Source organism: Ramlibacter monticola, assembly GCF_016722785.1.
GTDB classification, from domain to species: domain Bacteria; phylum Pseudomonadota; class Gammaproteobacteria; order Burkholderiales; family Burkholderiaceae_C; genus Ramlibacter; species Ramlibacter monticola.
The window spans coordinates 482,144-504,756 of the sequence record NZ_JAEQNE010000001.1; the positions used below are offsets into that span (position 1 = coordinate 482,144).

The 22,613-nt window shown below is 70.4% G+C and carries 27 protein-coding genes; 13 read left to right on the forward strand and 14 right to left on the reverse strand.

What is annotated here, in order from left to right:
• The first annotated feature begins 30 nt into the window (after window positions 1-30).
• The 5 genes from JJ685_RS02110 to JJ685_RS02130 all read left to right on the forward strand — a co-directional run bounded on the left by JJ685_RS02110 (window position 31) and on the right by JJ685_RS02130 (window position 5,106).
• Window positions 31-678 (forward strand): TetR family transcriptional regulator, encoded by a 648-nt coding sequence (locus JJ685_RS02110; RefSeq protein ID WP_201672516.1) that lies wholly within the window; start codon window positions 31-33, stop codon window positions 676-678.
• An 86-nt stretch (window positions 679-764) separates the two neighbouring features.
• Window positions 765-1,739 (forward strand): tripartite tricarboxylate transporter substrate binding protein, encoded by a 975-nt coding sequence (locus JJ685_RS02115; protein ID WP_201672517.1) that lies wholly within the window; start codon window positions 765-767, stop codon window positions 1,737-1,739.
• A gap of 13 nt (window positions 1,740-1,752) precedes the next feature.
• Window positions 1,753-2,916 (forward strand): Gfo/Idh/MocA family protein, encoded by a 1,164-nt coding sequence (locus tag JJ685_RS02120; RefSeq protein ID WP_201672518.1) that lies wholly within the window; start codon window positions 1,753-1,755, stop codon window positions 2,914-2,916.
• A 97-nt stretch (window positions 2,917-3,013) separates the two neighbouring features.
• A complete protein-coding gene (locus tag JJ685_RS02125) occupies window positions 3,014-4,225 on the forward strand; it encodes a dihydrodipicolinate synthase family protein (RefSeq protein WP_201672519.1) in 1,212 nt (403 codons plus the stop codon).
• A gap of 2 nt (window positions 4,226-4,227) precedes the next feature.
• A complete protein-coding gene (locus JJ685_RS02130; protein ID WP_201673664.1) occupies window positions 4,228-5,106 on the forward strand; it encodes a sugar phosphate isomerase/epimerase family protein in 879 nt (292 codons plus the stop codon).
• 36 nt (window positions 5,107-5,142) lie between these two features.
• Here JJ685_RS02130 and JJ685_RS02135 read toward each other — a convergent pair whose 3' ends face one another.
• Window positions 5,143-5,664 carry a bactofilin family protein gene (locus tag JJ685_RS02135; RefSeq protein WP_201672520.1) on the reverse strand — a complete coding sequence of 174 codons (522 nt, stop codon included), beginning with the start codon at window positions 5,662-5,664 and terminating at the stop codon, window positions 5,143-5,145.
• A 207-nt stretch (window positions 5,665-5,871) separates the two neighbouring features.
• Between JJ685_RS02135 and JJ685_RS02140 the strand changes: the two genes are divergently transcribed.
• Entirely contained in the window at window positions 5,872-6,579 is a 708-nt protein-coding gene (locus JJ685_RS02140) for a hypothetical protein (RefSeq protein ID WP_201672521.1), read from the forward strand.
• Here the strand turns inward: JJ685_RS02140 and JJ685_RS02145 are convergent.
• Entirely contained in the window at window positions 6,576-7,145 is a 570-nt protein-coding gene (locus JJ685_RS02145) for a histidine phosphatase family protein (RefSeq protein ID WP_201672522.1), read from the reverse strand. The two genes, JJ685_RS02140 and JJ685_RS02145, sit on opposite strands and share 4 nt — an antisense overlap.
• Before the next feature lie 48 nt (window positions 7,146-7,193).
• Here JJ685_RS02145 and JJ685_RS02150 point away from each other — a divergent pair, with 48 nt between their 5' ends.
• Entirely contained in the window at window positions 7,194-8,081 is an 888-nt protein-coding gene (locus JJ685_RS02150) for an aldo/keto reductase (protein WP_201672523.1), read from the forward strand.
• A 56-nt stretch (window positions 8,082-8,137) separates the two neighbouring features.
• Window positions 8,138-8,734 carry a DUF6064 family protein gene (locus JJ685_RS02155; protein WP_201672524.1) on the forward strand — a complete coding sequence of 199 codons (597 nt, stop codon included), beginning with the start codon at window positions 8,138-8,140 and terminating at the stop codon, window positions 8,732-8,734.
• Here JJ685_RS02155 and JJ685_RS02160 read toward each other — a convergent pair.
• The 6 genes from JJ685_RS02160 to JJ685_RS02185 are packed head-to-tail and all read right to left on the reverse strand — an operon-like array spanning window position 8,731 to window position 13,649.
• Window positions 8,731-9,438 (reverse strand): general secretion pathway protein GspB, encoded by a 708-nt coding sequence (locus JJ685_RS02160; RefSeq protein ID WP_201672525.1) that lies wholly within the window; start codon window positions 9,436-9,438, stop codon window positions 8,731-8,733. The genes JJ685_RS02155 and JJ685_RS02160 overlap by 4 nt on opposite strands.
• A gap of 14 nt (window positions 9,439-9,452) precedes the next feature.
• A complete protein-coding gene (locus JJ685_RS02165) occupies window positions 9,453-11,120 on the reverse strand; it encodes an AAA family ATPase (protein WP_201672526.1) in 1,668 nt (555 codons plus the stop codon).
• A 52-nt stretch (window positions 11,121-11,172) separates the two neighbouring features.
• Window positions 11,173-12,420: an MFS transporter gene (locus JJ685_RS02170; RefSeq protein WP_201672527.1), complete on the reverse strand. Its 1,248-nt coding sequence runs from the start codon at window positions 12,418-12,420 to the stop codon at window positions 11,173-11,175.
• 25 nt (window positions 12,421-12,445) lie between these two features.
• Window positions 12,446-12,871, reverse strand: a complete 426-nt coding sequence (locus JJ685_RS02175; RefSeq protein WP_201672528.1) for a DUF6691 family protein — start codon at window positions 12,869-12,871, stop codon at window positions 12,446-12,448.
• Window positions 12,871-13,311 carry a YeeE/YedE family protein gene (locus tag JJ685_RS02180; RefSeq protein ID WP_201672529.1) on the reverse strand — a complete coding sequence of 147 codons (441 nt, stop codon included), beginning with the start codon at window positions 13,309-13,311 and terminating at the stop codon, window positions 12,871-12,873. Before JJ685_RS02180 ends, JJ685_RS02175 begins: the two co-directional genes overlap by 1 nt.
• Window positions 13,308-13,649, reverse strand: coding sequence for an ArsR/SmtB family transcription factor (locus JJ685_RS02185; protein ID WP_236598656.1), 342 nt, complete (start codon window positions 13,647-13,649; stop codon window positions 13,308-13,310). The genes JJ685_RS02180 and JJ685_RS02185 overlap by 4 nt, the downstream gene beginning before the upstream one ends.
• 260 nt (window positions 13,650-13,909) lie before the next feature.
• Here JJ685_RS02185 and JJ685_RS02190 point away from each other — a divergent pair, with 260 nt between their 5' ends.
• Complete coding sequence (locus JJ685_RS02190) at window positions 13,910-14,569, forward strand: peroxiredoxin (protein ID WP_201672530.1); 660 nt, start codon at window positions 13,910-13,912, stop codon at window positions 14,567-14,569.
• Between the two features lie 8 nt (window positions 14,570-14,577).
• The gene (locus JJ685_RS02195; RefSeq protein WP_201672531.1) at window positions 14,578-15,066 is read left to right on the forward strand and encodes an NUDIX domain-containing protein; all 489 of its coding nucleotides are present in this window, start codon (window positions 14,578-14,580) and stop codon (window positions 15,064-15,066) included.
• A gap of 22 nt (window positions 15,067-15,088) precedes the next feature.
• Here JJ685_RS02195 and JJ685_RS02200 read toward each other — a convergent pair whose 3' ends face one another.
• Window positions 15,089-15,526: a hypothetical protein gene (locus JJ685_RS02200; protein ID WP_201672532.1), complete on the reverse strand. Its 438-nt coding sequence runs from the start codon at window positions 15,524-15,526 to the stop codon at window positions 15,089-15,091.
• A 230-nt stretch (window positions 15,527-15,756) separates the two neighbouring features.
• On the opposite strand from JJ685_RS02200, the gene JJ685_RS02205 reads away from it, so the two are divergent.
• A complete protein-coding gene (locus tag JJ685_RS02205) occupies window positions 15,757-16,533 on the forward strand; it encodes an SDR family oxidoreductase (RefSeq protein ID WP_201672533.1) in 777 nt (258 codons plus the stop codon).
• Between the two features lie 268 nt (window positions 16,534-16,801).
• Here JJ685_RS02205 and JJ685_RS02210 read toward each other — a convergent pair whose 3' ends face one another.
• Window positions 16,802-16,939, reverse strand: coding sequence for a DUF3096 domain-containing protein (locus JJ685_RS02210; protein WP_201672534.1), 138 nt, complete (start codon window positions 16,937-16,939; stop codon window positions 16,802-16,804).
• Between the two features lie 120 nt (window positions 16,940-17,059).
• On the opposite strand from JJ685_RS02210, the gene JJ685_RS02215 reads away from it, so the two are divergent.
• On the forward strand, window positions 17,060-17,263 hold the full coding sequence (locus JJ685_RS02215; protein ID WP_201672535.1) for a DUF3079 domain-containing protein: 204 nt from the start codon (window positions 17,060-17,062) through the stop codon (window positions 17,261-17,263).
• Window positions 17,264-17,273: 10 nt separating this feature from the next.
• Here JJ685_RS02215 and JJ685_RS02220 read toward each other — a convergent pair whose 3' ends face one another.
• The 4 genes from JJ685_RS02220 to clpB all read right to left on the reverse strand — a co-directional run bounded on the left by JJ685_RS02220 (window position 17,274) and on the right by clpB (window position 21,940).
• On the reverse strand, window positions 17,274-18,011 hold the full coding sequence (locus JJ685_RS02220) for a murein L,D-transpeptidase (protein WP_201672536.1): 738 nt from the start codon (window positions 18,009-18,011) through the stop codon (window positions 17,274-17,276).
• Window positions 18,012-18,101: 90 nt separating this feature from the next.
• Window positions 18,102-18,731: a response regulator transcription factor gene (locus JJ685_RS02225; RefSeq protein ID WP_330901718.1), complete on the reverse strand. Its 630-nt coding sequence runs from the start codon at window positions 18,729-18,731 to the stop codon at window positions 18,102-18,104.
• 210 nt (window positions 18,732-18,941) lie between these two features.
• On the reverse strand, window positions 18,942-19,247 hold the full coding sequence (locus JJ685_RS02230) for a hypothetical protein (RefSeq protein WP_201672538.1): 306 nt from the start codon (window positions 19,245-19,247) through the stop codon (window positions 18,942-18,944).
• A 68-nt stretch (window positions 19,248-19,315) separates the two neighbouring features.
• Entirely contained in the window at window positions 19,316-21,940 is a 2,625-nt protein-coding gene (gene clpB, locus JJ685_RS02235) for an ATP-dependent chaperone ClpB (protein ID WP_201672539.1), read from the reverse strand.
• Between the two features lie 99 nt (window positions 21,941-22,039).
• On the opposite strand from clpB, the gene JJ685_RS02240 reads away from it, so the two are divergent.
• Window positions 22,040-22,612: a hypothetical protein gene (locus tag JJ685_RS02240; RefSeq protein WP_201672540.1), complete on the forward strand. Its 573-nt coding sequence runs from the start codon at window positions 22,040-22,042 to the stop codon at window positions 22,610-22,612.
• The last annotated feature ends 1 nt before the right edge of the window (window position 22,613 follow it).

Genomic DNA, 22,613 nt, shown 5'->3' on the forward strand with positions numbered 1-22,613 from the left:
CGGGATTAACCGATTGGTGAATTATGGGACATGGTGCGAGAGACCAGCCCTGCTTCCGAGGAGCGCCTGCGCGATGCCGATCGCTCGCAGGCGTCGATCTTAGCCGCCGCCCGCGACGAATTCGCCGAATTCGGCCTCGCCGGCGCGCGGATGGACCGCATCGCCGAGCGCGCCGGGCTCAACAAGCGGCTCATCTACTACTACTTCGAGGACAAGGAGAAGCTGTTCCAGGCCGTGCTGGAGCAGACCTACCGCGACATCCGCGAGGAAGAGATGAAGCTGCGCCTCGCCGATCTCGACCCGCCCACTGCCGTGCGCCGCCTGATCGAGTTCACCTGGGACTACTACCTGCGCCACCCGGAATTCATCACGCTCCTGAACAGCGCCAACCTGCACCGCGCGCGCCATCTCGCCGAGTCGAAGCGGGCGCGCGAACTGAACTCGCCGGTGATCGAGACGCTGGCGACCGTGCTGGAACGGGGCCGCCGCGAGGGCACCTTCCGCGGCGGGGTCGACCCCGTGCAGCTGTACGTGTCGATCGCCGCCCTGGCCTATTTCTACCTGTCCAACAGCCACACCCTGTCGGCCATCTTCGGCCGCGACCTGCTCGCGCCCAAGGCCCGGGCCGAGCGGCTGTCGCACATGAACGAGGTGATCCTCGGCTACCTGACCCGCTGAGCGGCGCCCCGCCGGGGCTTGCCAGCCGGGCCCACTTTCACCCATAATTCACCAACTAGTGAATTAACAAACCAAAGGAGACTTTCGTGACCTTCCCCCGCCGTGCCGCGGTCGTTCTCGCGGCGCTCGCCTTCGCCACCCCCTTCGCCTTCGGCCAGTCCGGCTTCCCGAACAAGCCGATCCGGGTGATCGTGCCCTTCGCCGCCGGCAGCACGACGGACATCATCGCCCGCGCGATCACGGACAAGATGGCGCAGAGCCTCGGCCAGCCGGTGGTGGTGGACAACCGCGGCGGCGCCAGCGGCACGATCGGCCAGGCCGTCGTGGCGCAGGCGGCGCCGGACGGCTACACGATCATGATCCACTCGTCGTCGCACACCGTCAGCCCGCACACCTTCGCCAAGCTGCCGTTCGACACGCTGGCCGACTTCACCCCGGTCACGCCGATCTCCAGCACGCCGAACGTGCTGGTGATCTCCCCGGCCAAGGGCATGAAGAGCCTGAAGGACCTGCTGGCCGCCGCCCGCGCCAAGCCGGGCAGCATGAACTTCGCCTCCGCCGGCCAGGGCAGCGCCACCCATCTGAACGCCGAGAAGTTCAAGCTGGCCGCGAAGATCGACGCCCAGAACATCCCCTTCAAGGGTTCCGCCGAAGCGGTCACCGAAGTCGTGGCTGGCCGCGTCGACTACTACTTCTCCCCGATCGCCCCGGTGATCGGCCAGATCCGCACCGGGCAGCTGCAGGCGCTCGCCGTCGGCTCGCCGCGCCGCGCCGCCGCCCTGCCCGACGTGCCCACCACCGCCGAGGCCGGCGTGCCGGGCTCGGAGTTCAACTTCTGGATCGGCATGTTCGCCCCCGCGAAGACGCCGAAGGAGATCGTCGACCGCCTGCAGGCGGAAGTCGTGAAGGCGCTGAACACCCCCGAAGTCAAGGAGCGCTTCGCAGCGCTCGGCGCCGACGCCTGGACGCTCAAGCCGGCCGAGTTCGACGCCTACGTCCGGGAAGAAGTCAAGACCAACGCCGCGCTCGTCAAGGCCGCCGGCCTCGAAGTGCACAAGTAAGCAAGGAGCCCCCATGGCCACCCAACGTCTCGGAATCATCATGCACGGCGTCACCGGACGCATGGGCATGAACCAGCACCTGATCCGCTCCATCGTCGCCATCCGCAACCAGGGCGGCGTGACGCTGTCCAACGGCGACAAGGTCATGCCCGACCCGATCCTGATCGGCCGCAACGCCGAGAAGATCGAGGCGCTGGCGAAGGCCCACAACATCGCGCGCTGGGGCACCGACCTCGACGCCGCGCTGGCCAACCCGGACGACACCGTCTTCTTCGACGCCGGCACCACCCAGATGCGTCCGCAGTTGCTGGCCAAGGCCCTGCGCGCGAAGAAGCACGTCTACTGCGAAAAGCCGATCGCCACGACGCTGGGCGAGGCGGTGGAGATCGCCAAGATCGCCGGGAAGTCCGGCCTGAAGCACGGCGCCGTGCAGGACAAGCTGTTCCTGCCCGGCCTGCGCAAGCTGGACATGCTGCGCCGCGCCGGCTTCTTCGGCCGCATGCTGTCGCTGCGCCTGGAGTTCGGCTACTGGGTGTTCGAAGGCGACCTGCAGCCGATCCAGCGCCCGAGCTGGAACTACCGGGCCGAAGACGGCGGCGGGATGATCCTGGACATGATGTGCCACTGGCGCTACGTGCTGGACAACCTGTTCGGCGAGGTGAAGTCCATCTCCTGCCTGGGCACGACGCACATCCCCGAGCGCTGGGACGAGGACGGCAAGCCCTACAAGGCCACGGCCGACGATGCCGCCTACGCCATCGCGGAACTGGTGGGCCACAACGGCGAGCCGGTGATCGCGCAGCTGAACATGTCGTGGGCGACCCGCGTCAACCGCGAGGACCTGGTGACCTTCCACGTCGACGGCACCCATGGCTCCGCAGTCGCCACCCTGACCGAGTGCAAGGCCCAGAGCCGCGTCAACACGCCGCGCCCGGTGTGGAACCCGGACGTCAGGCAGACGATGAAGTTCACCGAGCAGTGGCAGGAAGTGCCGGACACGCAGGTCTACGACAACGGATTCAAAATCCAGTGGGAGGCCTTCATTCGCCACGTGGTGGAGAACGCGCCCTACAAGTGGACCCTGCCGGAAGGCGCCAAGGGCGTGCAGCTGGTGGAGGCCGCGCTGCAAAGCTGGAAGGAGCGCCGCTTCGTCGACGTTCCGGCGCTGAATATCTGACCCACCCCCGAAGCGCCTACGGCGCCTCCCCCTCAAGGGGGCGCCACCAGCGGCCCGGCAAAGCCGGTTCCGCGGTGGCACTGGACTGGAGACCTCCATGACTCTTTCACTCGTACTGCCTACCCGCGCCGGCGCGCTGGAGGACTACACCCTGCGCGGCACCGCTCCCGTGCGGCCCGCCCGCGGGGTGAAGTTCAACCGCATCGCCTATTCCGCCGCCCACGTGGTCGCCGACCCGCTGGCCGCGATCGATCCGTGGATCCAGTCCGCGGTCGATTGGGACGCCACCATCGCCTATCGCCAGCGCCTGTGGTCCCTGGGCCTCGGCGTGGCCGAAGCCATGGACACGGCGCAGCGCGGCATGGGCCTGGACTGGCCGACCTCGCTGGAGCTGATCCGGCGTTCGCTCGATGCCGCCCGCGACGTGCCCGGCGCGCTGGTCGCCTCGGGCTGCGGCACCGACCACCTCGCGCCGGAAGACGCGAAGAGCGTGGACGACGTGATCCGCGCCTACGAGCAGCAGATGGAAGCCATCGAGAAGCTCGGGGGCCGCCTGATCGTGATGGCCAGCCGCGCGCTGGCCCGGGTGGCGCAGTCGCCGGCCGACTACGAGAAGGTGTACGGCCGCATCCTGTCGCAGGCGAAGCAGCCGGTGATCCTGCACTGGCTGGGCGACATGTTCGACCCGGCGCTGGCCGGGTACTGGAGAGGCAGCAGCCAAGCGGCTGCCGGGGGGGCCGGGGACGTGGACGCCGCGATGGACACGGCGCTGGGCATCATCGCCGCCCATGCCGCGAAGGTGGACGGCATCAAGATCTCGCTACTGGACAAGGACAAGGAGATCGCGATGCGCCGCCGCCTGCCCGCGGGCGTGCGCATGTACACGGGCGACGACTTCAACTACGCCGAACTGATTGCCGGCGACGGCCACGGCGCCGAGGCCGTGCACGGCAGGAGCGATGCGCTGCTGGGGATCTTCGATGCCATCGCGCCGGCGGCGAGCGCCGCCCTGGGCGAGCTGGCGCAGGGCAACCTGGAGAAGTTCCACGCCATCCTGGGCCCGACCGTGCCGCTGTCGCGCCACATCTTCGCGGCCCCGACCCGCTTCTACAAGACGGGGGTCGTGTTCATGGCCTGGCTCAATGGCCACCAGTCGCACTTCACGATGGTGGGCGGCCAGCAGGGCGCGCGCAGCCTGGCGCACTTCGCCGAGCTGTTCCGCCTGGCCGACGCGGCCAACCTGCTGGAGCAGCCGGAACTCGCGACGCGGCGCATGAAGACGCTGCTGGCGCTGCACGGGGTTCAATGAGCATGCGGGACTTCTCGCGGGACCACCGCTGGCTCTCGATCAACACGGCGACCGTGCGCAAGTCGCGCGGCGAGGACCTGCCCCTGCCGCGCATCCTGGAGGCCTGCGTGGAGCGCGGAATCCGCGCCGTCTCGCCCTGGCGCGACCAGGTGCAGGCCGCCGGCATCACGAACATCGCCAAGATGGTGCGCGAGCACGGCCTGCAGCTGTCCGGCTACTGCCGCGGCGGCATGTTCCCCGCCGCCGATGCGGCCGGCCTGCAGGCGGCGCGCGACGACAACCGGCGCGCGGTCGACGAGGCCGCGCAGCTGGGCGCCGAGTGCCTCGTGCTGGTGGTGGGCGGCCTGCCAGGCGCCCTGCAGGGCAAGGCGGCGCACAAGGACATCGCGCTGGCCCGCAGCCAGGTCCGGGACGGCATCGGCGAGCTGCTGGAGTACGCCCGCACGGCGAAGATGCCGCTGGCGATCGAGCCGCTGCACCCGATGTACGCGGCCGACCGCGCCTGCATCAACACGATGGAACAGGCGCTGGACGTCTGCGACGAACTGGATCCGTACAAGTCGGGCAGCCTGGGCGTCGCGGTGGATGTCTACCACGTGTGGTGGGACCCGAAGCTGGAGCAGCAGATCCGGCGCGCCGGCAGGAACCGCCTGCTCGCCTTCCATGTCTGCGACTGGCTGACGCCGACGGCCGACCTGCTGAACGACCGCGGCATGATGGGGGATGGCGTCATCGACATCCCCCGCATCCGCGGCTGGATGGAGGCGCAGGGCTTCGCCGGCTACAGCGAGGTCGAGATCTTCTCCACCGGCAACTGGTGGAAGCGGCCGCACGGCGAGGTGCTGGACACCTGCATCGCGCGGCACAGGTCGATGGTCTAGTTCGCCATCATCCCCGCGCGGGCGGGGATGCCTGCCTTACTGCACTTGCTGCAGCGGCGCGCGCGCCTTCTCCTTCTCTTTTTCCGACTTCGGGCCGGTGCCCGCCTCGACCTCACCGGAGAGCTGTCCGCCCTCCTCGATCACGATCTTGCCGTAGCGCACCTTGCCGGTCACCTTGCCGGTCGCATAGATCACCAGCTTCTGGCGCGCGGTCAGGTTGCCGTCGAACAGGCCGCGGATTTCCGCGACGTCGATCTCGGCGGAGCCCTTGAAGGAGCCGCGCTCGGAGATCTGGATCACGCGCGAGTCCATCGTGGCCTCGACCGAGCCTTCCACCACCAGCGTGTCGCAGTCGGTGATCTCCACGCCCTTGAGCTTGATGTTCGGGCCGACGGTCAGCTTGCTTTCAGCTTCCTTGGCGACCGGGGCGGCCGGCTGGGCGGTCGCCGCGGGTGCGGCCTGCGCAGGCGCCTGCGCGGGATAGGGCGTCACGCCCGGACGGGAGGCGCCTTCGTCACGCTTGTTGTTGGAGTTGAAGAAGGGGGACTGCAATGCCATGAAGCTTTTCCTCTGAGTGCGATGGAGAGAGAAGAGCTGCGATCCTAGGCAGCAGGACCATTACAAGTTCGCCGGACCGCGAAAGAAGGGTAACGAATGGCGTGGGCGGCTCCCGACGGGCATGTAGGACTTTCGGCACCGATCCCCCGAACGTGCCTTGCGCCCGGGCTCAGCTGCGTTCACCATGGCGGTAAAGAGGATGGGGCTATGAAGCTGAATCACTGGCTGCGGCGACTGGCCGCCATGGGCGCGCTGGCCCTCGCGACGACGGGTGCGCCGGCGGAAACGCCGGGCGGGGGCGAGTTCGAGGTCAGCACGTCCAACCTGCTGGTCGTGCTGCGCGAGACGCCCGGCGCCAACAAGCAGGAGGAGTCCCTGACCCCCTTCGGCAGGATCAGCGCGCGCGCCGCCGACGGCCGCGAGTTCGAATTCGAGGCGAGCTGGTTCCAGTACCTCGGCGACATGCACCTGCGGCTCGTCTTCGACGGCGCGCGGCGCGTCCAGAGCGCCCTCCCCGAAGACCTGCAGAAGCTGCGCCTGAGCCCCGAGGAGGCGCTCGCGCACGCGGTCGACAACCTGCGCCGCCGCTACGGGGAGCCGGTCGCGCAGCCCTGGAGCGGCGGGCTGATGCAAGTCCACGGCAACGCGCCGGAATTGGACAGCAGCTACTTCCTGGACCGCGGCTTCTGGCTCGAGCAGCTGCGCCACTCGCCGGCCGGCATCGTCGCGGCCGTCCCGGGCCGCGGCGGCCTCGTGTTCGCCCGCGCGGACGACGACTCGGCGGTGGCCAGCCTGCGCTTCAGCGCCGCCGCGCTGTACGCCAGCAACGACGCCACGCGGATCTCCTCCGGCCTCTACCTGTTCAAGGACGGCCGCTGGTCCGTGTTCCAGCCGCCGCAGCCGCCGACCGACTAAGGCGCGGACAGCCGCCCCGCCACGCGGAAGCCGCCGCCCGGCTGCGGCGTCAGCACCACCATCTCCCCCATCGCGGGCGAGACGCCCGTGAGGGCGTAGGTGGTGGATCCGTGCGTCACCAGGAACAGGTTGCCGCGCTCGGGCACGCGTCCGGCGATCTTCTTCAGCTGGGCCACCTGCCCGGCCTCGGCTTCGTGGCGGCCGTAGAGATTGGCGAGCGCCGGCTGCAACTCGCCCGTGCGGCCGAACATGAGGCGCGCGGTCTCCTGGCAGCGGCACCAGGGGCTGGTCTGCAGCCCCGCCACCGGGATGGCGCGGCTTCGCAGGGCCTCCCCAAGGCGACGGGCCTCCGAGCGCCCCTCCTCGCTGAGGTTGCGCTGGGTGCCGCAGTCGTCGAGCTTCATGCCCGGCGGATCCCCCACGCCCGGGTCGGTCGTACCGTGCCGCACCAGCACGACCTGCCCGCCCGAGCGCAGCAGCGACCACAGGGCTTCGTCCGCCCGCAGCACCGGCGGCGCCAGCGCGGCAAGGACCAGCAGGCATCGCAGGAGGGTCGTGCGCACCATGGGAAGCTCCCGAGCAGCGGCGGTGGGCCTGCATGCTACCCTGAGCGCATGAAGCGCCGCACGCTGCTGCAGTGGGGCGCGCTGGCCGCCACCGGGGAAGCGGCCGCGCAGCCCGGCCCGTCCACCCGCGCCATTCCCTCCTCCGGTGAAGCCATCCCCCGGGTCGGCCTCGGGACCTGGATCACCTTCAACGTCGGCAACGACCCGCCCGCGCGCGCGCATTGCGCGCAGGTGATGCGCGCCTTCTTCGAGGCCGGCGGGCGGCTGGTCGACTCCTCGCCGATGTACGGCTCCTCGCAAGGCGTGGTCGGCGACGGGCTGCGCGCGCTGGAGGCGCAGCAGCGCGTGTTCTCCGCCGACAAGGTCTGGACCGCCTCCGACGGCGCGGCCCAGGTCGAGACCTCGCGCGGCCTGTGGCAGGTGCCCCGCTTCGACCTCCTGCAGGTGCACAACCTGCTCGCCTGGGAAAAGCAGCTGCCGCTGCTGCAGAAGATGAAGGACGAGGGCCGGGTGCGCTATGTCGGCATCACGACCTCCGAGGGCCGCCGCCACCGCGAGTTCGAGCAGATCCTGCGCACCCGGCGGCTGGACTTCGCCCAGTTCACGTACAACCTGCTGGACCGGGAGGCCGAACAGCGGCTGCTTCCGGCGGCCGCGGAGCGCGGCGTCGCGGTGCTGGTGAACCGGCCCTTCCAGGAAGGCGACCTGCTGCGCCGGCTGGAGCGCCACCCGCTGCCGCCCTGGAGCGGTGAGATCGCGTGCACGAGCTGGGCGCAATTCGCGCTCAAGTTCGTGATCAGCCATCCGGCGGTCACCTGCGCGATCCCGGCCACGCGCCGCATCGACCACGTGCGCGAGAACATGCGCGCGGCGCAGGGGGTGCTGCCCGATGGGGCGACGCGCCAGCGCATGGCCGCCTACGTCGCCCGGCTATGAATCCGCCGGGCCGCTCCGCGGGCCAGCGCCGCAGGCCCGGCCCCGGAGCCTGAGCGATGCCGGAGCTGTGGACCTACGGGCTCTCCGACTTCCTGATGTTCTCGCCGCAGGTGTACTGGCGCCTGGTGGCGCGCCACAACGCGCAGTGGTGGCCGGCGCAGTTGCTGGCGCTGGCGGCCGCCGCGGCCCTGCCCCTGCTCCTGCGCTCCCCGTCGCTGGCGCGGCGGCGCATGGCCCTCGTGCTGCTCGCGCTGGCCTGGGCGTGGCTCGGGTGGGCCTTCCACTGGCGCCACTACGCGGAGATCTTCCTCGGGGCGCCGTGGGTGGCGGGCGCCTGCGCGCTGGAGGCGCTGCTGCTGGCGGCGGCGGTGGGCTGCCGGCCCACCGAAGGCGCCGGGGCGCCGTCGCCCGGCGTGCTGTCGTGGGCCTTGCTGGCGATGGCGCTGCTCTACCCGCTGTCCGCGCCGCTCACCGGCCATCCCTGGGCCGAGGCGGAGGTGTTCGGCTTCATGCCCGACCCGACGGCGCTCGCCACGCTGGGCGTGCTCGCCGCGCTGCAGCCCTGGCCCGCATGGAGCCGCGCGCTGCTGGCGGTGGTTCCGGTGCTGTCGCTGCTGCTCGGCGCGGCGACCCGCTGGCTGATTGCCGACTAGTACTGCACGCTGTAGCGGTAGCCGCGGAACTTCAGCACCGCGGACCTGGGGCGGATCTGCTCCACCACCACGCCCGGCGCGGCCTCGTGGCCTTCGGTGACCACCTGGCCGCCGACGATCAGCATGCGCTGCGCGGGGTTGTCCGAGTGCACGCCGCCGGAGATCTGCATCTTCGGCAACTCGCGCTGCACTTCGGGCGGGAGTTCGCCGAAAGCCAGCACGCGGTCGGCGGCGGCCGCCGGCGCTTCGACCGCGGGCGCGGGCGCTGGCGCGGCCGGCGGGGTGTTCGGCGGCACGGCCTTCGCGGGCGCGGTCACCACGGGCGCCCTCACCACCGGGCGTTCGGGCAAACGCTCCGGCGCGGGCGCAGGTGCTGGAGCCGGCTCGGCGACGGCAAGCGGCGGCGGCGCGGGCGGGCTCACCTCGGCTGCCACGGGCTTGGGCGGCGGGGCGGCCGAGGATTGCTTGGGGACCGGGGCGTTCGGCGGCGGCATCCCCAGGTCCATGGCGACGCGGGGCGCCGGCCGCAGCAGCAGCGCCCCGGCAACCAGCAGCACGAGTCCGGCGCCCACCGCGAAGATCCAGAGGGGAATGCGGCGCCCGTTCTCCGTCGGCAGCGGGACAGGCTGGGCATGGATGCCGCGGCCGGGGTCGCGCTCCCGTTCGGCGTCGGCGCGGCGCAGGGCATCGAGGATGTACGACATGCGCGAGGTCTTTTTCAGGGTTGCGTGCGCAGGCGCGGCTCGTCCACGCCGGTCGCCCGGTTCAATTGCATGTAGGTGAGCGGGCCCGGCCGGCCGTCCGCGGGCAGGCCCTGGGCCAGCTGGAAGGAGCGCACCTCGGTGCGCAGTGCCCTGTCGAAGCGGGCGCGCTGCGTGGGCGCCGGGGCACCCTTGGCCAGGGCCAGCCGGGTCGCCACCCAGTCCAGCACGGGGCCGCTCTCGCCGTCGCGCAGCTTCTCGCTGTAGCCTTCCGGCGCCCGCCAGAGCGTGGCGAACTCGCCGCGCCAGCGCTGCGCCAACGCCGCCAGCGTCACCGTCTGTTCCGTGCCGGCGGCCTGCAGGGTGGCGGTCTGGTCCGTCAGGCCGGCGAGGATCGCGTAGGAGGGCTGGCCGCTCTCGCGGTCCAGCGTGACGATGCCCGGTCGGCCGAGCTGGCGGATCAGCGCCAGGTTCATCGTGCGGGTGAAGCACTGGACCTGCTGGCGGGCCAGTGCGCCGCACGCATCGCCGTCGTCGACCGGCAGCTTCCACACCGTGGCCAGTTCGCGCCAGGCCTGCTGCTCGTCGCGCAGCAGCGTCGGCCGCGGCGGCGGAGCCGGCGCCTGCACCGGCGCGGGAACCGGCGCAGGCACGGCGGCCCAGACCGGCTGCGCGGTGGAAGACGGCAGCGCCGGGACGTCGTTCGTGCCGGCCGGCGCGGCCGCGACCTTGGCGGGCGGCACCGGCGCCGCCGGTACGGGAGGCTCCACGATGCCGGTGACGGCCGCCAGGATGCCGGCGCCAGCCGCGAGACCGAGCGCACCGGCCAGCGCGGTGCGCGGCCAGGCCGGGGCCGGCACCGTGCCGCGCGGCAGCACCTCCGCCGCGGCCTGGTGCACGATGCGCCGCGTGACCTGCCCCTGGCCGCCGGCGTAGGCACCCAGCAGGGCGCGGTCGCACAGCAGGTTGATGCGGCGCGGCACCCCGCCGCTGGCCCGGTGGATTTGGCGCAGCGCGGCGCGGTCGAAGGGCAGCGGGCGCTGCAGGCCGCACATCTCCAGCCGGTGCCGCACGTACTGCGCGCTCTCCGGCTCGCCGAGGGCGCGCAGGTGGTAGCGCGCGATCACGCGCTGCGCGAGTTGCTCCAGCTCAGGCCGCGCGAGCATCTCGCGCAGCTCGGGCTGGCCGATCAGGATGATCTGCAGCAGCTTGCGCTCGCTGGTCTCGAGGTTGGTCAGCAGGCGCAGCTGCTCCAGCACCTCGGGCGCGAGGTTCTGGGCCTCGTCGATCACCAGCACGTTGTTGCGGCCGGCGGCATGCGCCTGCAGCAGGAAGGCGTTCAGCGGGTCGAGGTAGTCCTTGACGGTGGCGGGCCGCTGCGCCGGCGGCGTCACGGCGACGCCGAATTCGTGGCAGACCGTCTCCAGCAGCTCGAGGACGGTGAGCTTGGGATTGAAGATGTAGGCCAGGTTGCAGTGCGGGGGCACCTGCTCCAGGAAGCAGCGGCAGACGGTCGTCTTGCCGGTCCCGATTTCGCCGGTCAGCAGCACGAAGCCGCCGCCGCCCTGCACGCCGTACAGCAGGTGCGCCAGGGCTTCCCGGTGCTGTTCGCTCATGAACAGCAGGCGCGGGTCCGGCGCGATGGAAAACGGCTCCTGCTTCAGCCCGAAATACGCCGCGTACATGGGCCTAGGATAACTCGGCCATGTGACGGCGGCCTAGCGGCCAAACCCGCGGTCAGGCCATCGCCAGCACTCCGCGGCGGACCCGGCGCACGCTCACGGCGCTGGCGATCATCAGCAGCTGCAGCAGAGCCAGCACCAGCCAGACGGCGACGAAGGCCCGGTGGTCGATGAGGGCGGCGAACACCAGGGGCGCGAGGGCCTGCCCGATGTCCAGACCCGAATAGACCACGCCGAACACGCGCCCGCTCGCGTTTTCCGGCGTGGAGCGCTTCACCAGCAGGTCGCGCGACGGCCCGGAGACGCCGGTGGCGATGCCCATCGCGCCGAAGAGGACAGGCACCGCCAGGGCCGGCACGTCCAGCACGCCAAGCGCCAGCGCGATGAGGGCGGCCACGCCGCAACCGGCGCCGACGACCCGCTCGCAGCGGCCCGGGTCGGAGGCGAGGAAGCCGCCCACGAACACGCCGGCCGCGCTGCACACCATGTAGGTCGTGACGCAGGCGGCCAGCATGGCCACCGGCATCTGGTGCAGCTGGCGGGCGGCCTCCGGCGCATAGGCCTGCACCCCGGACAGCACGCCGGCATAGACGAAGAAGAAGGAAAAGCACATCCAGACGGCGGGGATGCGCAGGAAGTCGAAGCTGCCCTCGGCGCGCGCCGCGCTGGCCGCGCTGGCCGCGGGCGCCGTCGGCGCGGCAGGCGGCAGCTCCAGCGCCGCGCGCCGCACCCAGAGGACCGCCAGCACCGCCAGCGCGACGCAGCCGCCGGCGGCAAGCGCGACCCGCCAGTGGAAGGCGATCGCCAGCGGCACCATCAGCGCCGGCGCCAGCGCCCAGCCCAGGCTGCCCGTGATGCCGTGCACGCTGTAGGCGTGGCCGAGGCGGCGCGGGCTCACCTTCCGGTTGATCAACGTGTAGTCGGCCGGGTGGAACACGCCATTGCCCGTGCCGGCGACGACGACGCACAGCATCATGGTGGCGTAGTTGGGGCTGGCGGCGAAACCGAAGGCGCCCAGGGCCAGCAGCGCCAGGCCGCCGAACAGGATGGGCCGCGGCCCGAAGTGGTCGACCAGGAAGCCGGAAGCCGCCTGCACCGCGCAGGAGACCACGAAGAAGATGGTCATGAGGAAGGCGAGCTCGGTGTAGCTCACCGCCAGCGCGTCCTTCAGCCAGGGGAACAGCGAGGGCAGCAGCAGCTGGCTGAAGTGGCTCACCATGTGGGCAAGCCCCACCAGCCCGATCACGCCGGCGTCGCGGCTCAGGGGAACGGCAGGGGCGAGAGTCGGGGCGGACGTGCTCATGCCGCCATGGTAGCGGCTGCCCTGCTCACTCGCTGGCGGCGAGTCGGATGCCCAGGTCGTGCACCGCCATGCCGGCCAGCATCGCCAGCACGAACACCAGCGCCTGCCAATGCCCCGCGCCCAGGGCGACCAGCGCCGGCCCCGGGCAGAAGCCCGCCAGCCCCCAGCCGACGCCGAACACGAGGCTGCCGGCCACCAGCCGGTGGTCGATGCCCATGCCCGTGGGCAGCTGCATGGCGCCGCCGAGCAAGGCCGTCGCGCGGCGCCGCGCCAGCGCGAAGGCGAGCACGCCCACCAGGATGGCACCGCCCATGACCAGCGCGAGCGACGGGTCCCAGTCGCCGGCGAGGTCGAGGAAGCCCTGCACCTTGCCGGGGTCGGTCATGCCGGACAGGATCAGGCCGAGCCCGAACACGAGTCCCGCGATGAATTCAGCCACGCGCTGGCGCATCACGCGGCTCCGAGCAGGGTGTGCCGCAGCACGAAGACGGTCGCGAAGCCGGTGGCCATGAAGGCCAGCGTGGCCAGCACCGAGCGCGGGGACAGGCGCGAGATCCCGCAGACGCCGTGCCCGCTGGTACAGCCCGAACCGTAGCGAGTGCCCCAGCCCACCAGCAGGCCCGAAAGCACCAGCAGCACGGGCCCCGCGGCGATGCGCGGCGCCACCGGCGCGGCGAACAAGGACCACAGCGCGGGCGCGGCAAACAGGCCGGCCAGGAAGGACAGGCGCCAGCCGCGGTCGCCGGCGCCCGGCCGCAGCAGCCCGCCGACGATGCCGCTGACGCCGAGCACGCGCCCGTTCAGCAACACGAACAGGGCCGCGGCCAGGCCGATCAGCAGGCCGCCGGCCAGCGAGGTCCAGGGCGTGAAGTGGACCAGGTCGAGCGTCATTTGCGGGCCCTCCTTGCCTTGGGCGCGGCCGCGCAGAACTGCGCATGGAGCACCTGCAGCACCGCCAGCGCCGGCGGGCTCGCCACGCTGTAGTAGATGTTCTTCCCATCCCGGCGCGTCTCCACCAGGTTCTCCTCGCGCAGCACGGCCAGTTGCTGCGACAGCGTGGGCTGCACGATGCCGACCGCCTCCTGCAGTTCGCCGACGTTGCGCTCCCCTTCGCTCAGCTCGCACAGCAGCATCAGGCGGTCCGGGTTGGACAGCACCTTCATCAGCGCGCAGGCCGACTCCGCAGCCTCGCGCATCGCTTCCTTGTCGACGTAGTCGGCGCCCGCCATTCCCTTCCTTTCGATTTCGATCCTGACAATATATATTTTAATATATTATCATCTGACAGATCGATTCGGGCGCGCGCAGGCTCTGCAGGTGGAAGGAATCCTCGAGAGCACGCCCATGCCGAGCAGCGCCGCGCCAGCCTCCACGGGCCGCGACGGAATCGCCGAGGACGCCCAACGCGCTGCAGCCGTTGCGCTCCCCGGAACGTTGACACCCCCGGCGCCAGCGGCGCATCATGGCCGGCTCCTGTGGAGGAACGACCATGTCACTGCGCATCAACGACACCGCACCGGATTTCCGCGCCGACACCACGCAGGGTCCGATCCAGTTTCACGAGTGGATCGGCAACGGCTGGGCGATCCTGTTCTCGCACCCCAAGGACTTCACGCCCGTGTGCACCACCGAACTCGGGTACATGGCGAAGATCGAGCCGGAGTTCAGCAAGCGCAACGTGAAGCTGATCGGCCTGAGCGTCGACCCCGTGGACAGCCACAGCCGCTGGCTGGGCGACATCGAGGAGACGCAGGGCGCGAAGGTGAACTACCCCATCATCGGCGACCGCGACCTGGCGGTCTCCAAGCTGTACAACATGCTGCCGGCGGAGGAGGCGGGCAGCTCCGACGGCCGCACCGCGGCCACCAACCAGACGGTGCGCTCCGTGTTCGTCATCGGGCCGGACAAGAAGGTCAAGATGATGATGACCTACCCGATGACCACCGGCCGCAACTTCGACGAAATCCTGCGCGCGGTCGACTCGATGCAGCTGACCGCGAAGTACAAGGTGGCCACCCCCGCGAACTGGAAGCAGGGAGAGGACGTGATCATCGCCGGCTCGGTGAGCGACGAGGACGCGAAGAAGCTGTTCCCCGAAGGCTGGAAGGCACCCAAGCCCTACCTGCGCGTCGTGCGGCAGCCGCGCTGAAGGAGCCCGTGGCCACGATCCGCAGCGCCGGGCTGCTGATGTTCCGACGCCGCGGCGAGGCGGTCGAGGTGCTGCTCGCGCATCCGGGCGGGCCTTTCTGGGCCCGCCGCGACGACGCCGCGTGGACCCTGCCCAAGGGCGAGATCGCCCCCGAGGAGGACCCGCTCGCCGCAGCCCAGCGCGAGTTCCTCGAGGAAACCGGCTTCACGCCCGCCCCGCCCTTCCTGCCGCTGGGCGAACTGCGCCAGAAGAGTGGCAAGCGCATCACCGCCTGGGCCTTCGAAGGCGACGCGGACCCCAGCCTGCTGGTCAGCAACCCGTTCGAGATCGAGTGGCCGCCGCGCTCCGGCCGGATGCAGACCTTCCCGGAGGTCGACCGGGTCCACTGGTTCGACCCGCAGGAGGCCCGGCGCAAGCTAATTGCTGGCCAGGCGCCCTTCATCGATGCGCTGCAGCTCGCGCTGGCGGGCGAACCGGCTGCCATGCGGGCGCCGTGAGCGGCGCCGTAACCGACGCCGCTCAGGCGGCCGCGTAGGCGGGTTGGCGGGCCGGCGCTGCGCTTGCCGCCACCAGGGCGTCCTCGACCAGCAGCTCGTCCTCGACCTCCTCGACCTCCTCGACCACCGGTCGCCGGGCGGCGTGCTCCCAGGCCGCGCGGATCGCCTGCAGGGCCTCGTCCAGGGTCAGGCGCGAATCGCCCTTGATGCGCAGCCAGTTGGCGCAGAGGGATTTCTCGGCGTCCTCGAAGCAGCCGCCGTACTGCGCACAGCCGATATAGCCGACGCAATAGGCGGGGGCGTAATCGTCATAGGCGAAGTCCGCACGGTAGTACGGCTCGGCCCAGTACGCCCTCTGCCAGTACGCGTCCTCCCGCTGGGGATCGACCCGGCCGTCGATGCGGACTTCGGGTTCGTCTGCCTGCTCTGCCCATTCATCGTGAATCATGCTGCGGGTCATCGCCCTCTCCGTGGTTTGCTGCCTGGGAGGAATGATCTCCAAGGGGCCAGCCCGACCGCGTAGGACAGGCAGGTCGCGCCGCTGTCGGAACGCCTGCCTCCTTGTTGCAGGCGGCGCCCCCAGGCGGCCGCACGCCGGCGCGGACCCTGCTGAGCCGCCGGGACTTGTCGCGTCGGCGGCTTGCGCGCTCCGCGCCAGCGCCCATACTCGTCGCCTCATCGGAGGCACGCATGGAAATCAGGGACAAGGTGGTGGTGATCACCGGCGGCGCCAGCGGCATCGGCGCCGGCCTGGCCGAGCGCTGCGCCCGCGAGGGCGCGCGCGGGATCGTGGTGGCGGACGTGAACCTGGAGCGGGCGCAGGGCGTCGCGCGGGGCCTGGGCGCGAATGCGCTGGCGCTGCGCTGCGACGTGAGCCGCGAGGCGGAGATCCAGGAACTGGTGCGGCAGGCGCGCGAGCGCTTCGGCCGCATCGACATCTATTGCTCCAACGCCGGCATCCTGGGCCAGATCGGCGGCATCGAACTGGAAGACGCGCTGTGGCAGAAGATGTGGGAGGTCCACGGCATGGCGCACGTGTGGGCCGCGCGCGCGGTGATCCCGGAGATGCTGGAACGCGGCGAGGGTTACCTGCTGGTGACGGCCTCGGCCGCCGGCCTCCTGAACATCGTGGAGACCCCGGCCTACGGCGTGACCAAGCACGCCGCGGTCGCTGTCGCCGAGTGGCTGCGCATCGCCTACGGCCGCAGGGGCATCCGCGTTTCCTGCCTCTGCCCACAGTCCGTGCAGACCGACATGACCCGCGACGGCACCGGCTCCGCCGCCGTCAACGGCGTGCTGACCCCGGAACAGGTGGCGGAGGTCGTCGTGCAGGCCCTGCACGAGGAACGCTTCCTCGTGCTGCCGCATCCCGAGGTGGCGCAGTACTTCCTGAACAAGGCCCAGGACTACGACCGCTGGCTGGGGGGCATGCAGAAGCTGTACGCCCGCCACATGGAAGGCTCCTAGGAGCCTGGGCGGCAGAAAAACGGGCCTGCGTTGGGCCTGCAAGGGGCTGGATGCTAGGCGCGGGAACGGGTCAAGCCCGGGTGGCTTGACCCGTTCCTGCAACGACGTAGCCGGCCCCTTGCAGGCCCAACCCTCCGGGCCGGGGCCTGGGAGCCCGTCAGCCGTCGTTGCGGTCTCCTTGCGTACGTAAAGTACGCGGCGTCGCCCGCGTCTAGGCTGTCAGGCTCCCAGGCCCCGGCGCAGGCCCGTTTCTCTGCCGCCCAGGCTCCTAGCGCCCGAACAGGCCGACCAGCCCGGTCACGATCAGGTAAAGGGCGATGATGTAGTTCAACAGCCTGGGCATGATCAGGATCAGGACGCCCGCGATCAGTGCGGCCACGGGGCCGAGGTGCTGGATGTACGGCATGGGGACTCCACCGGCATTTCTGTGCGAGGAGCCGCAGTATCCGCCGCCGTGCAGGAAAACGGGGGCGGCGGCTTGACCAAAAGCAAGTCCCTACCGGCAGCAGGTTCCCAGAATCGGGGCATGGCCAAGAAGTTTCCCATCCGGCCCGCCCACCCGGAACGCACCTGCTGGGGGTGCGACCGTTATTGCAAGGCAGACGAAATGATCTGCGGCAACGGCACGGAGCGCACCCAGCACCCCATCGAACTGTTCGGCGAAGGCTGGGACGAGGAAGGCCTCGACCCCTTGCGGCCGGCCTCCGTCGGCAGCGTCCCCGCGGCCTGAGGCCCCGGCCTCAGGCCAGGGCCCACTCCGGCCGCTCGTCCCGCTCGCTGTCGACCACCACGAGGTAGCGCCCCGCGAAGGGCAGCGACTCGCCGGCGGGCGTGACCACGTCCCGGCGGCCCTGATCGAGCACGCCGAACTGGTCGAGGAAGGCGACCATGCCGGGCGGCAGCAGGATGCAGCCGTCGGACTGCACGCGTCCGAGCAGCGCCCCGGTGGGGCCTGTGGCGGCGCGCGCCTGCAGGCGCAGCTCCGAGACCTCGCCGCGCATGCCGCCACGGCGCGTGCGCTGCCGGCCGAAGTCGTACACGCGGGACGTCATCTTGCGGCCGTATTCCACGTCCGCCTGCGCGAACACGCCCTGCGGCGTCTGCACGCAGCCGGCCTGCTCCGGATTGCCGGTGGAAGCCGGCGAAGCGCCTATCAGTTCGTAGCGTCCCGGCAGCAGCCGCCAGAAGAGGAACGCCGCCTGCACCGAGGGGCAGCTGTCGACCACCAGCATGTACTGCGGCCCGGACAGGCTTCCGGCGAAGGCGGCGAGCTCCGTTTCCGCCAGGCCGCCGTAGATCAGGACCTCGTTGTCCGGCATGCGCAGCTGCCGGTCCACCACCGCCGCATAGCGGCGCGCGAGCTCGCGCGGGGTGCACACCCCGTCCGCCAGCGCGCCCAGGGGCGCCAGCGCCGCGGCGGCCGAGAGCAGCAGGCTGCGCCTGCGGATACCGGGAAGGGAGGAGGAAGGGTGCGACATGCGGCCCATTCTCTGGACCGCTTCCCAGTGGGGATTTGCGCTGCGTCAAGGGTGGATTTGCGCTGCGTCAAGCGCGGCGCGGGCAGCGCCTCAATCCAGCAGGCGGTGCTTCAGCGCGTAGTAGGTCAGGTCGCTGTTGGAGCGCGCCTCCAGCTTGCGCATCAGCCGCGCCCGGTAGGTGCTGACCGTCTTGGCGCTGAGCGAGAGTTCGGCCGCCACCTGGCCGGCGCTGCAGCCCTGCGCCAGCTTCAGGAACACCTGCAGCTCGCGCGCCGAGAGCTGTTCGTGCAGGCCGCCGGGCGAGGGCGTGATCACCTGCATCGCGAGCAGTTCGGCCACCGCCGGCGTGATGTAGCGCCCTCCCTGCGAGACGCGGCGGATCGCCGATACGATCTCCGCGGGCTCGCAGGACTTGTTCAGGTAGCCGCTCGCGCCATTGCGGATCAGGGGCACGGCGTACTGGTGCTCGGGGTAGCCGGAGAGGATCAGCACCGCCACGTGCTCCGCCTTCGCGCGGATCATGGTGAGCGCGTCGATGCCGCTCTGGCCCGGCATGTCCAGGTCCAGCAGCAGCACGTCGAGGGCATGGGTGCGCACGAGGTCGATCGCCTCCCGGCCGGAACATGCCTCGGCCACGACCCGGATGCCGTCCTGTTCGTCCAGGTAGCAGCGCAGCGCCGTGCGCGTGATGGGATGGTCGTCCGCGATGCCGACCCGCACCTGGCGCACGATGATGGGCGCCGGCGCGGATGCTCCGGTGTGTTCGGGTTCGCCGAAGCGGTGCTGCTTCACGGCTTTCTGCTCGCCTCCCGGGCCCGTGGGCCATGAGGGCATTAGGAAACGATGCCTGAGCAGGTCCCGTAGTCGAGTTCCTACACGAGGGTAGGAAATCTTTGGAACCCTGTGCCTGCCCGGGCAGGGGGAGCGGTATTACTTCGGCTCGACGTCGGTGACCTCGGCGAGGCGGCCGCGCCGGCCGGAGTTGGCGTCCGCCCGGGGGGTGCGGCTGGCGCGCTGCGCCGCCGGCGGGGCGCGCCGCATCATTTCCTCGAAGGCCTGCCGCGGACCGAAGCGCATCGCGAAGGGCTGCGCCGGCCGGCCGGTGAGGGCGCCCCAGGCGGCGCGCAGCAGCCACAGGGCGAGCAGGAGGGTGAAGACGAGCGCGATCGCGGCGGCGGCGACGAGGCCGGCGGCCACCAGCACGACGCGGAGGAGGAGGGCAAAAAGCACTTGCACGAAGTCCATTGTGGAGCAAGCCAGGAAAAACAGCCGGAGCATGGGCTCCGGCTGTCGGGGAAATCAGGTCAGGCGGCCTGCGCTTCCCGGGGCGCCGGCCGGCCCTCGCCGAAGTGGAAGACCCCCGGCTCGCGCACCGGGTCGACTTCCACCGGGATGGTGGACTTCGGCGGGAAGCGCCCTTCGAGGATCAGCCGCGACAGCGGGTTCTCGATGCGCTGCTGGATCGCCCGCTTGAGCGGCCGGGCGCCGAACACCGGGTCGAAGCCCACCTTGGCGAGTTCTTCCAGCGCCGCCGGCGACACCTGCAGCTGCAGGTCCATCTTCGCCAGCCGCTGCTCCAGCACGCGCAGCTGGATCTTCGCGATCCGCTGGATGTGCTCGGCGCCGAGGCCGTGGAACACCACCGTCTCGTCGATGCGGTTCAGGAACTCGGGGCGGAAGTGGTTCTTCAGCTCGTCCCAGACCGCCTCCTTCACGTCCTCGTACGGCTTGCCCACCATGGCCTGGATCATGTGCGAGCCGATGTTGGAGGTCATGACGATGACCGTGTTCTTGAAGTCCACGGTGCGGCCCTGGCCGTCGGTGAGGCGGCCGTCGTCCAGCACCTGCAGCAGCACGTTGAACACGTCGTGGTGCGCCTTCTCGACCTCGTCGAGCAGGATCACGCTGTACGGCTTGCGGCGCACGGCTTCCGTCAGGTAGCCGCCCTCCTCGTAGCCCACGTAGCCCGGGGGCGCGCCGATCAGGCGGGCCACCGAGTGCTTCTCCATGAACTCGCTCATGTCGACGCGGACCAGGTGCTCCTCGCTGTCGAACAGGAAGTTCGCCAGCGCCTTGCACAGCTCGGTCTTGCCGACGCCCGTGGGGCCCAGGAACAGGAAGGAACCGGTGGGCCGGTTCGGGTCCGACAGGCCCGAGCGCGAGCGGCGGATGGCGTTGGCCACGGCGCTGATCGCCTCGTCCTGGCCGATCACGCGCTCGTGCAGCTTGTCTTCCATCAGCAGCAGCTTCTCGCGCTCGCCCTGCATCAGCTTGGAGACCGGGATGCCGGTGGCGCGCGCCACCACTTCCGCGATCTCCTCCGCGCCGACCTGGGTGCGCAGCAGCTGCGGCTTGCCGCTCTTGCCCTTGGCGGTCTCCGCGTCCTGCGCTTCCTTCAGCTGCTTCTCCAGCGTCGGCAGCTTGCCGTATTGCAGTTCGGCCACCTTGTTGAAGTCGCCCTTGCGGGTGGACTCCTCGATCTCGCGCCGCAGCCGGTCGATCTCTTCCTTGATCTGCGCGCTGCCCTGGGCGGCGGCCTTCTCGGACTTCCAGATCTCTTCGAGGTCGGAGATCTCCTTCTGCATGCGGGCGATCTCCTCCTCGATCAGGGCCAGGCGCTTCTGCGAGGCCTCGTCCTTCTCGCGGCGCACCGCCTCGCGCTCGATCTGCAGCTGGATCATGCGGCGATCGAGGCGATCGATCGCTTCCGGCTTGGAGTCGATCTCGATCTTGATCTTGGAGGCGGCCTCGTCGATCAGGTCGATGGCCTTGTCCGGCAGGAAGCGGTCGGTGATGTAGCGGTGGGAGAGTTCGGCCGCGGCCACGATGGCCGGGTCGGTGATCTCCACCCCGTGGTGCACCTCGTACTTCTCCTGCAATCCGCGCAGGATGGCGATGGTCGCCTCCACGGTCGGCTCGCCCACCAGGATCTTCTGGAAGCGGCGCTCCAGGGCGGCGTCCTTCTCGATGTACTTGCGGTACTCGTCCAGCGTCGTGGCTCCCACGCAGTGCAGTTCGCCGCGCGCCAGCGCCGGCTTGAGCATGTTGCCGGCGTCCATGGCGCCTTCGGCCTTGCCGGCGCCGACCATGGTGTGCAGTTCGTCGATGAAGACGATGGTCTGGCCTTCGTCCTTGGCCAGCTCGTGCAGCACGTTCTTCAGGCGCTCCTCGAACTCGCCGCGGAACTTGGCGCCCGCCAGCAACGCCGCCATGTCCAGCGACAGCACGCGCTTGTTCTTCAGCGTCTCCGGCACCTCGCCGGCGACGATGCGCTGGGCCAGGCCTTCCACGATGGCGGTCTTGCCCACGCCGGGCTCGCCGATCAGCACCGGGTTGTTCTTGGTGCGCCGCTGCAGCACCTGGATGGCGCGGCGGATTTCCTCGTCGCGGCCGATCACCGGGTCGAGCTTGCCGCTGCGGGCGCGCTCCGTGAGGTCCAGGGTGTACTTCTTCAGCGCTTCGCGCTGGCCTTCGGCTTCGGCGGAATCCACGTTCTGGCCTCCCCGGACCGCGTCGACCGCGGCTTCGAGCGACTTGCGGGTGAGCCCGTTCTCGCGGGCGATGCGGCCGATGTCCTGCTTGGTCTCGGCCAGGGACAGCAGGAAGTTCTCGCTGGCGATGAACTGGTCGCCGCGCTTGAGGGCCTCCTTCTCGGCGCCCTGCAGCAGCGTGACCAGGTCGCGCCCGATCTGGACCTGCTCCTGCCCCTGGACCTGCGGCAGCCTGTGCATCGCCCCCTCGGCGCCGGCCAGCAGCCCCGGCACGTTGGCGCCGGCGCGCTGCAGCAGCGGGCGCGGGCCGTCCTCCTGCCGCAGCATGGCCACGAGCAGGTGGGCCGGTTCGATGTAGGCGTGGTCGTTGGCCAGCGCGAGGCTCTGCGCCTCGGAAAGCGCTTCCTGGAATTTGGTCGTGAGTTTGTCGAGTCGCATTGAAATGCTCCGTTACACGCCAGATAAGCTTCCGCCCGCAGTTTTCAAGGGCCGACTCTAGGGCTTCGCTGCCCGGCAGGGGTGACTAGAATCTTCCCCATGCAGATCCACCAGATGTCGGTGACCTACCTGCCGGAGCAGGACCGCATCCTCATGCGCATCAACACCACCGAGGGCGAAGAGATGCGCATGTGGCTGACCCGGCGGCTCATGGTGGGCCTGTGGCCGCTGCTGTCGAAGCTGCTGACGGAGCACCTGCTCAAGCTGGAGTCCGCCGGGGCTTCGCTGGCGGGAGCGAACCCGGAACTCAAGAAGATGCTGGCGGAATTCCGGAAGGAAGAGTTCCTGCAGCACGCCGATTTCGATACGCCCTACCAGGAAGGGCAGGCGCAGCATCCCCTGGGCGAGGAACCGTTGCTGGTCACGGACGTGGACGCCACGCCGCTCGCAAACGGGCCGCTGCGACTGAATTTCAACGAGCGCCCGCCCAATGGGTCCACCAAGCCGCGCAGCTTCCAGATGGAGATGCAGCCGAAGCTGATGCAGGGACTCATGCACCTGCTGGACCAGGCCCTGCTGCAGTCGCAGTGGCGCGAGGCCTTCCACCCGGTGAGCGCGGCGGAGCCCTTGCCCGACGAAGGCGACGGCAGCCGGCCGCGCTACCTGAACTGAG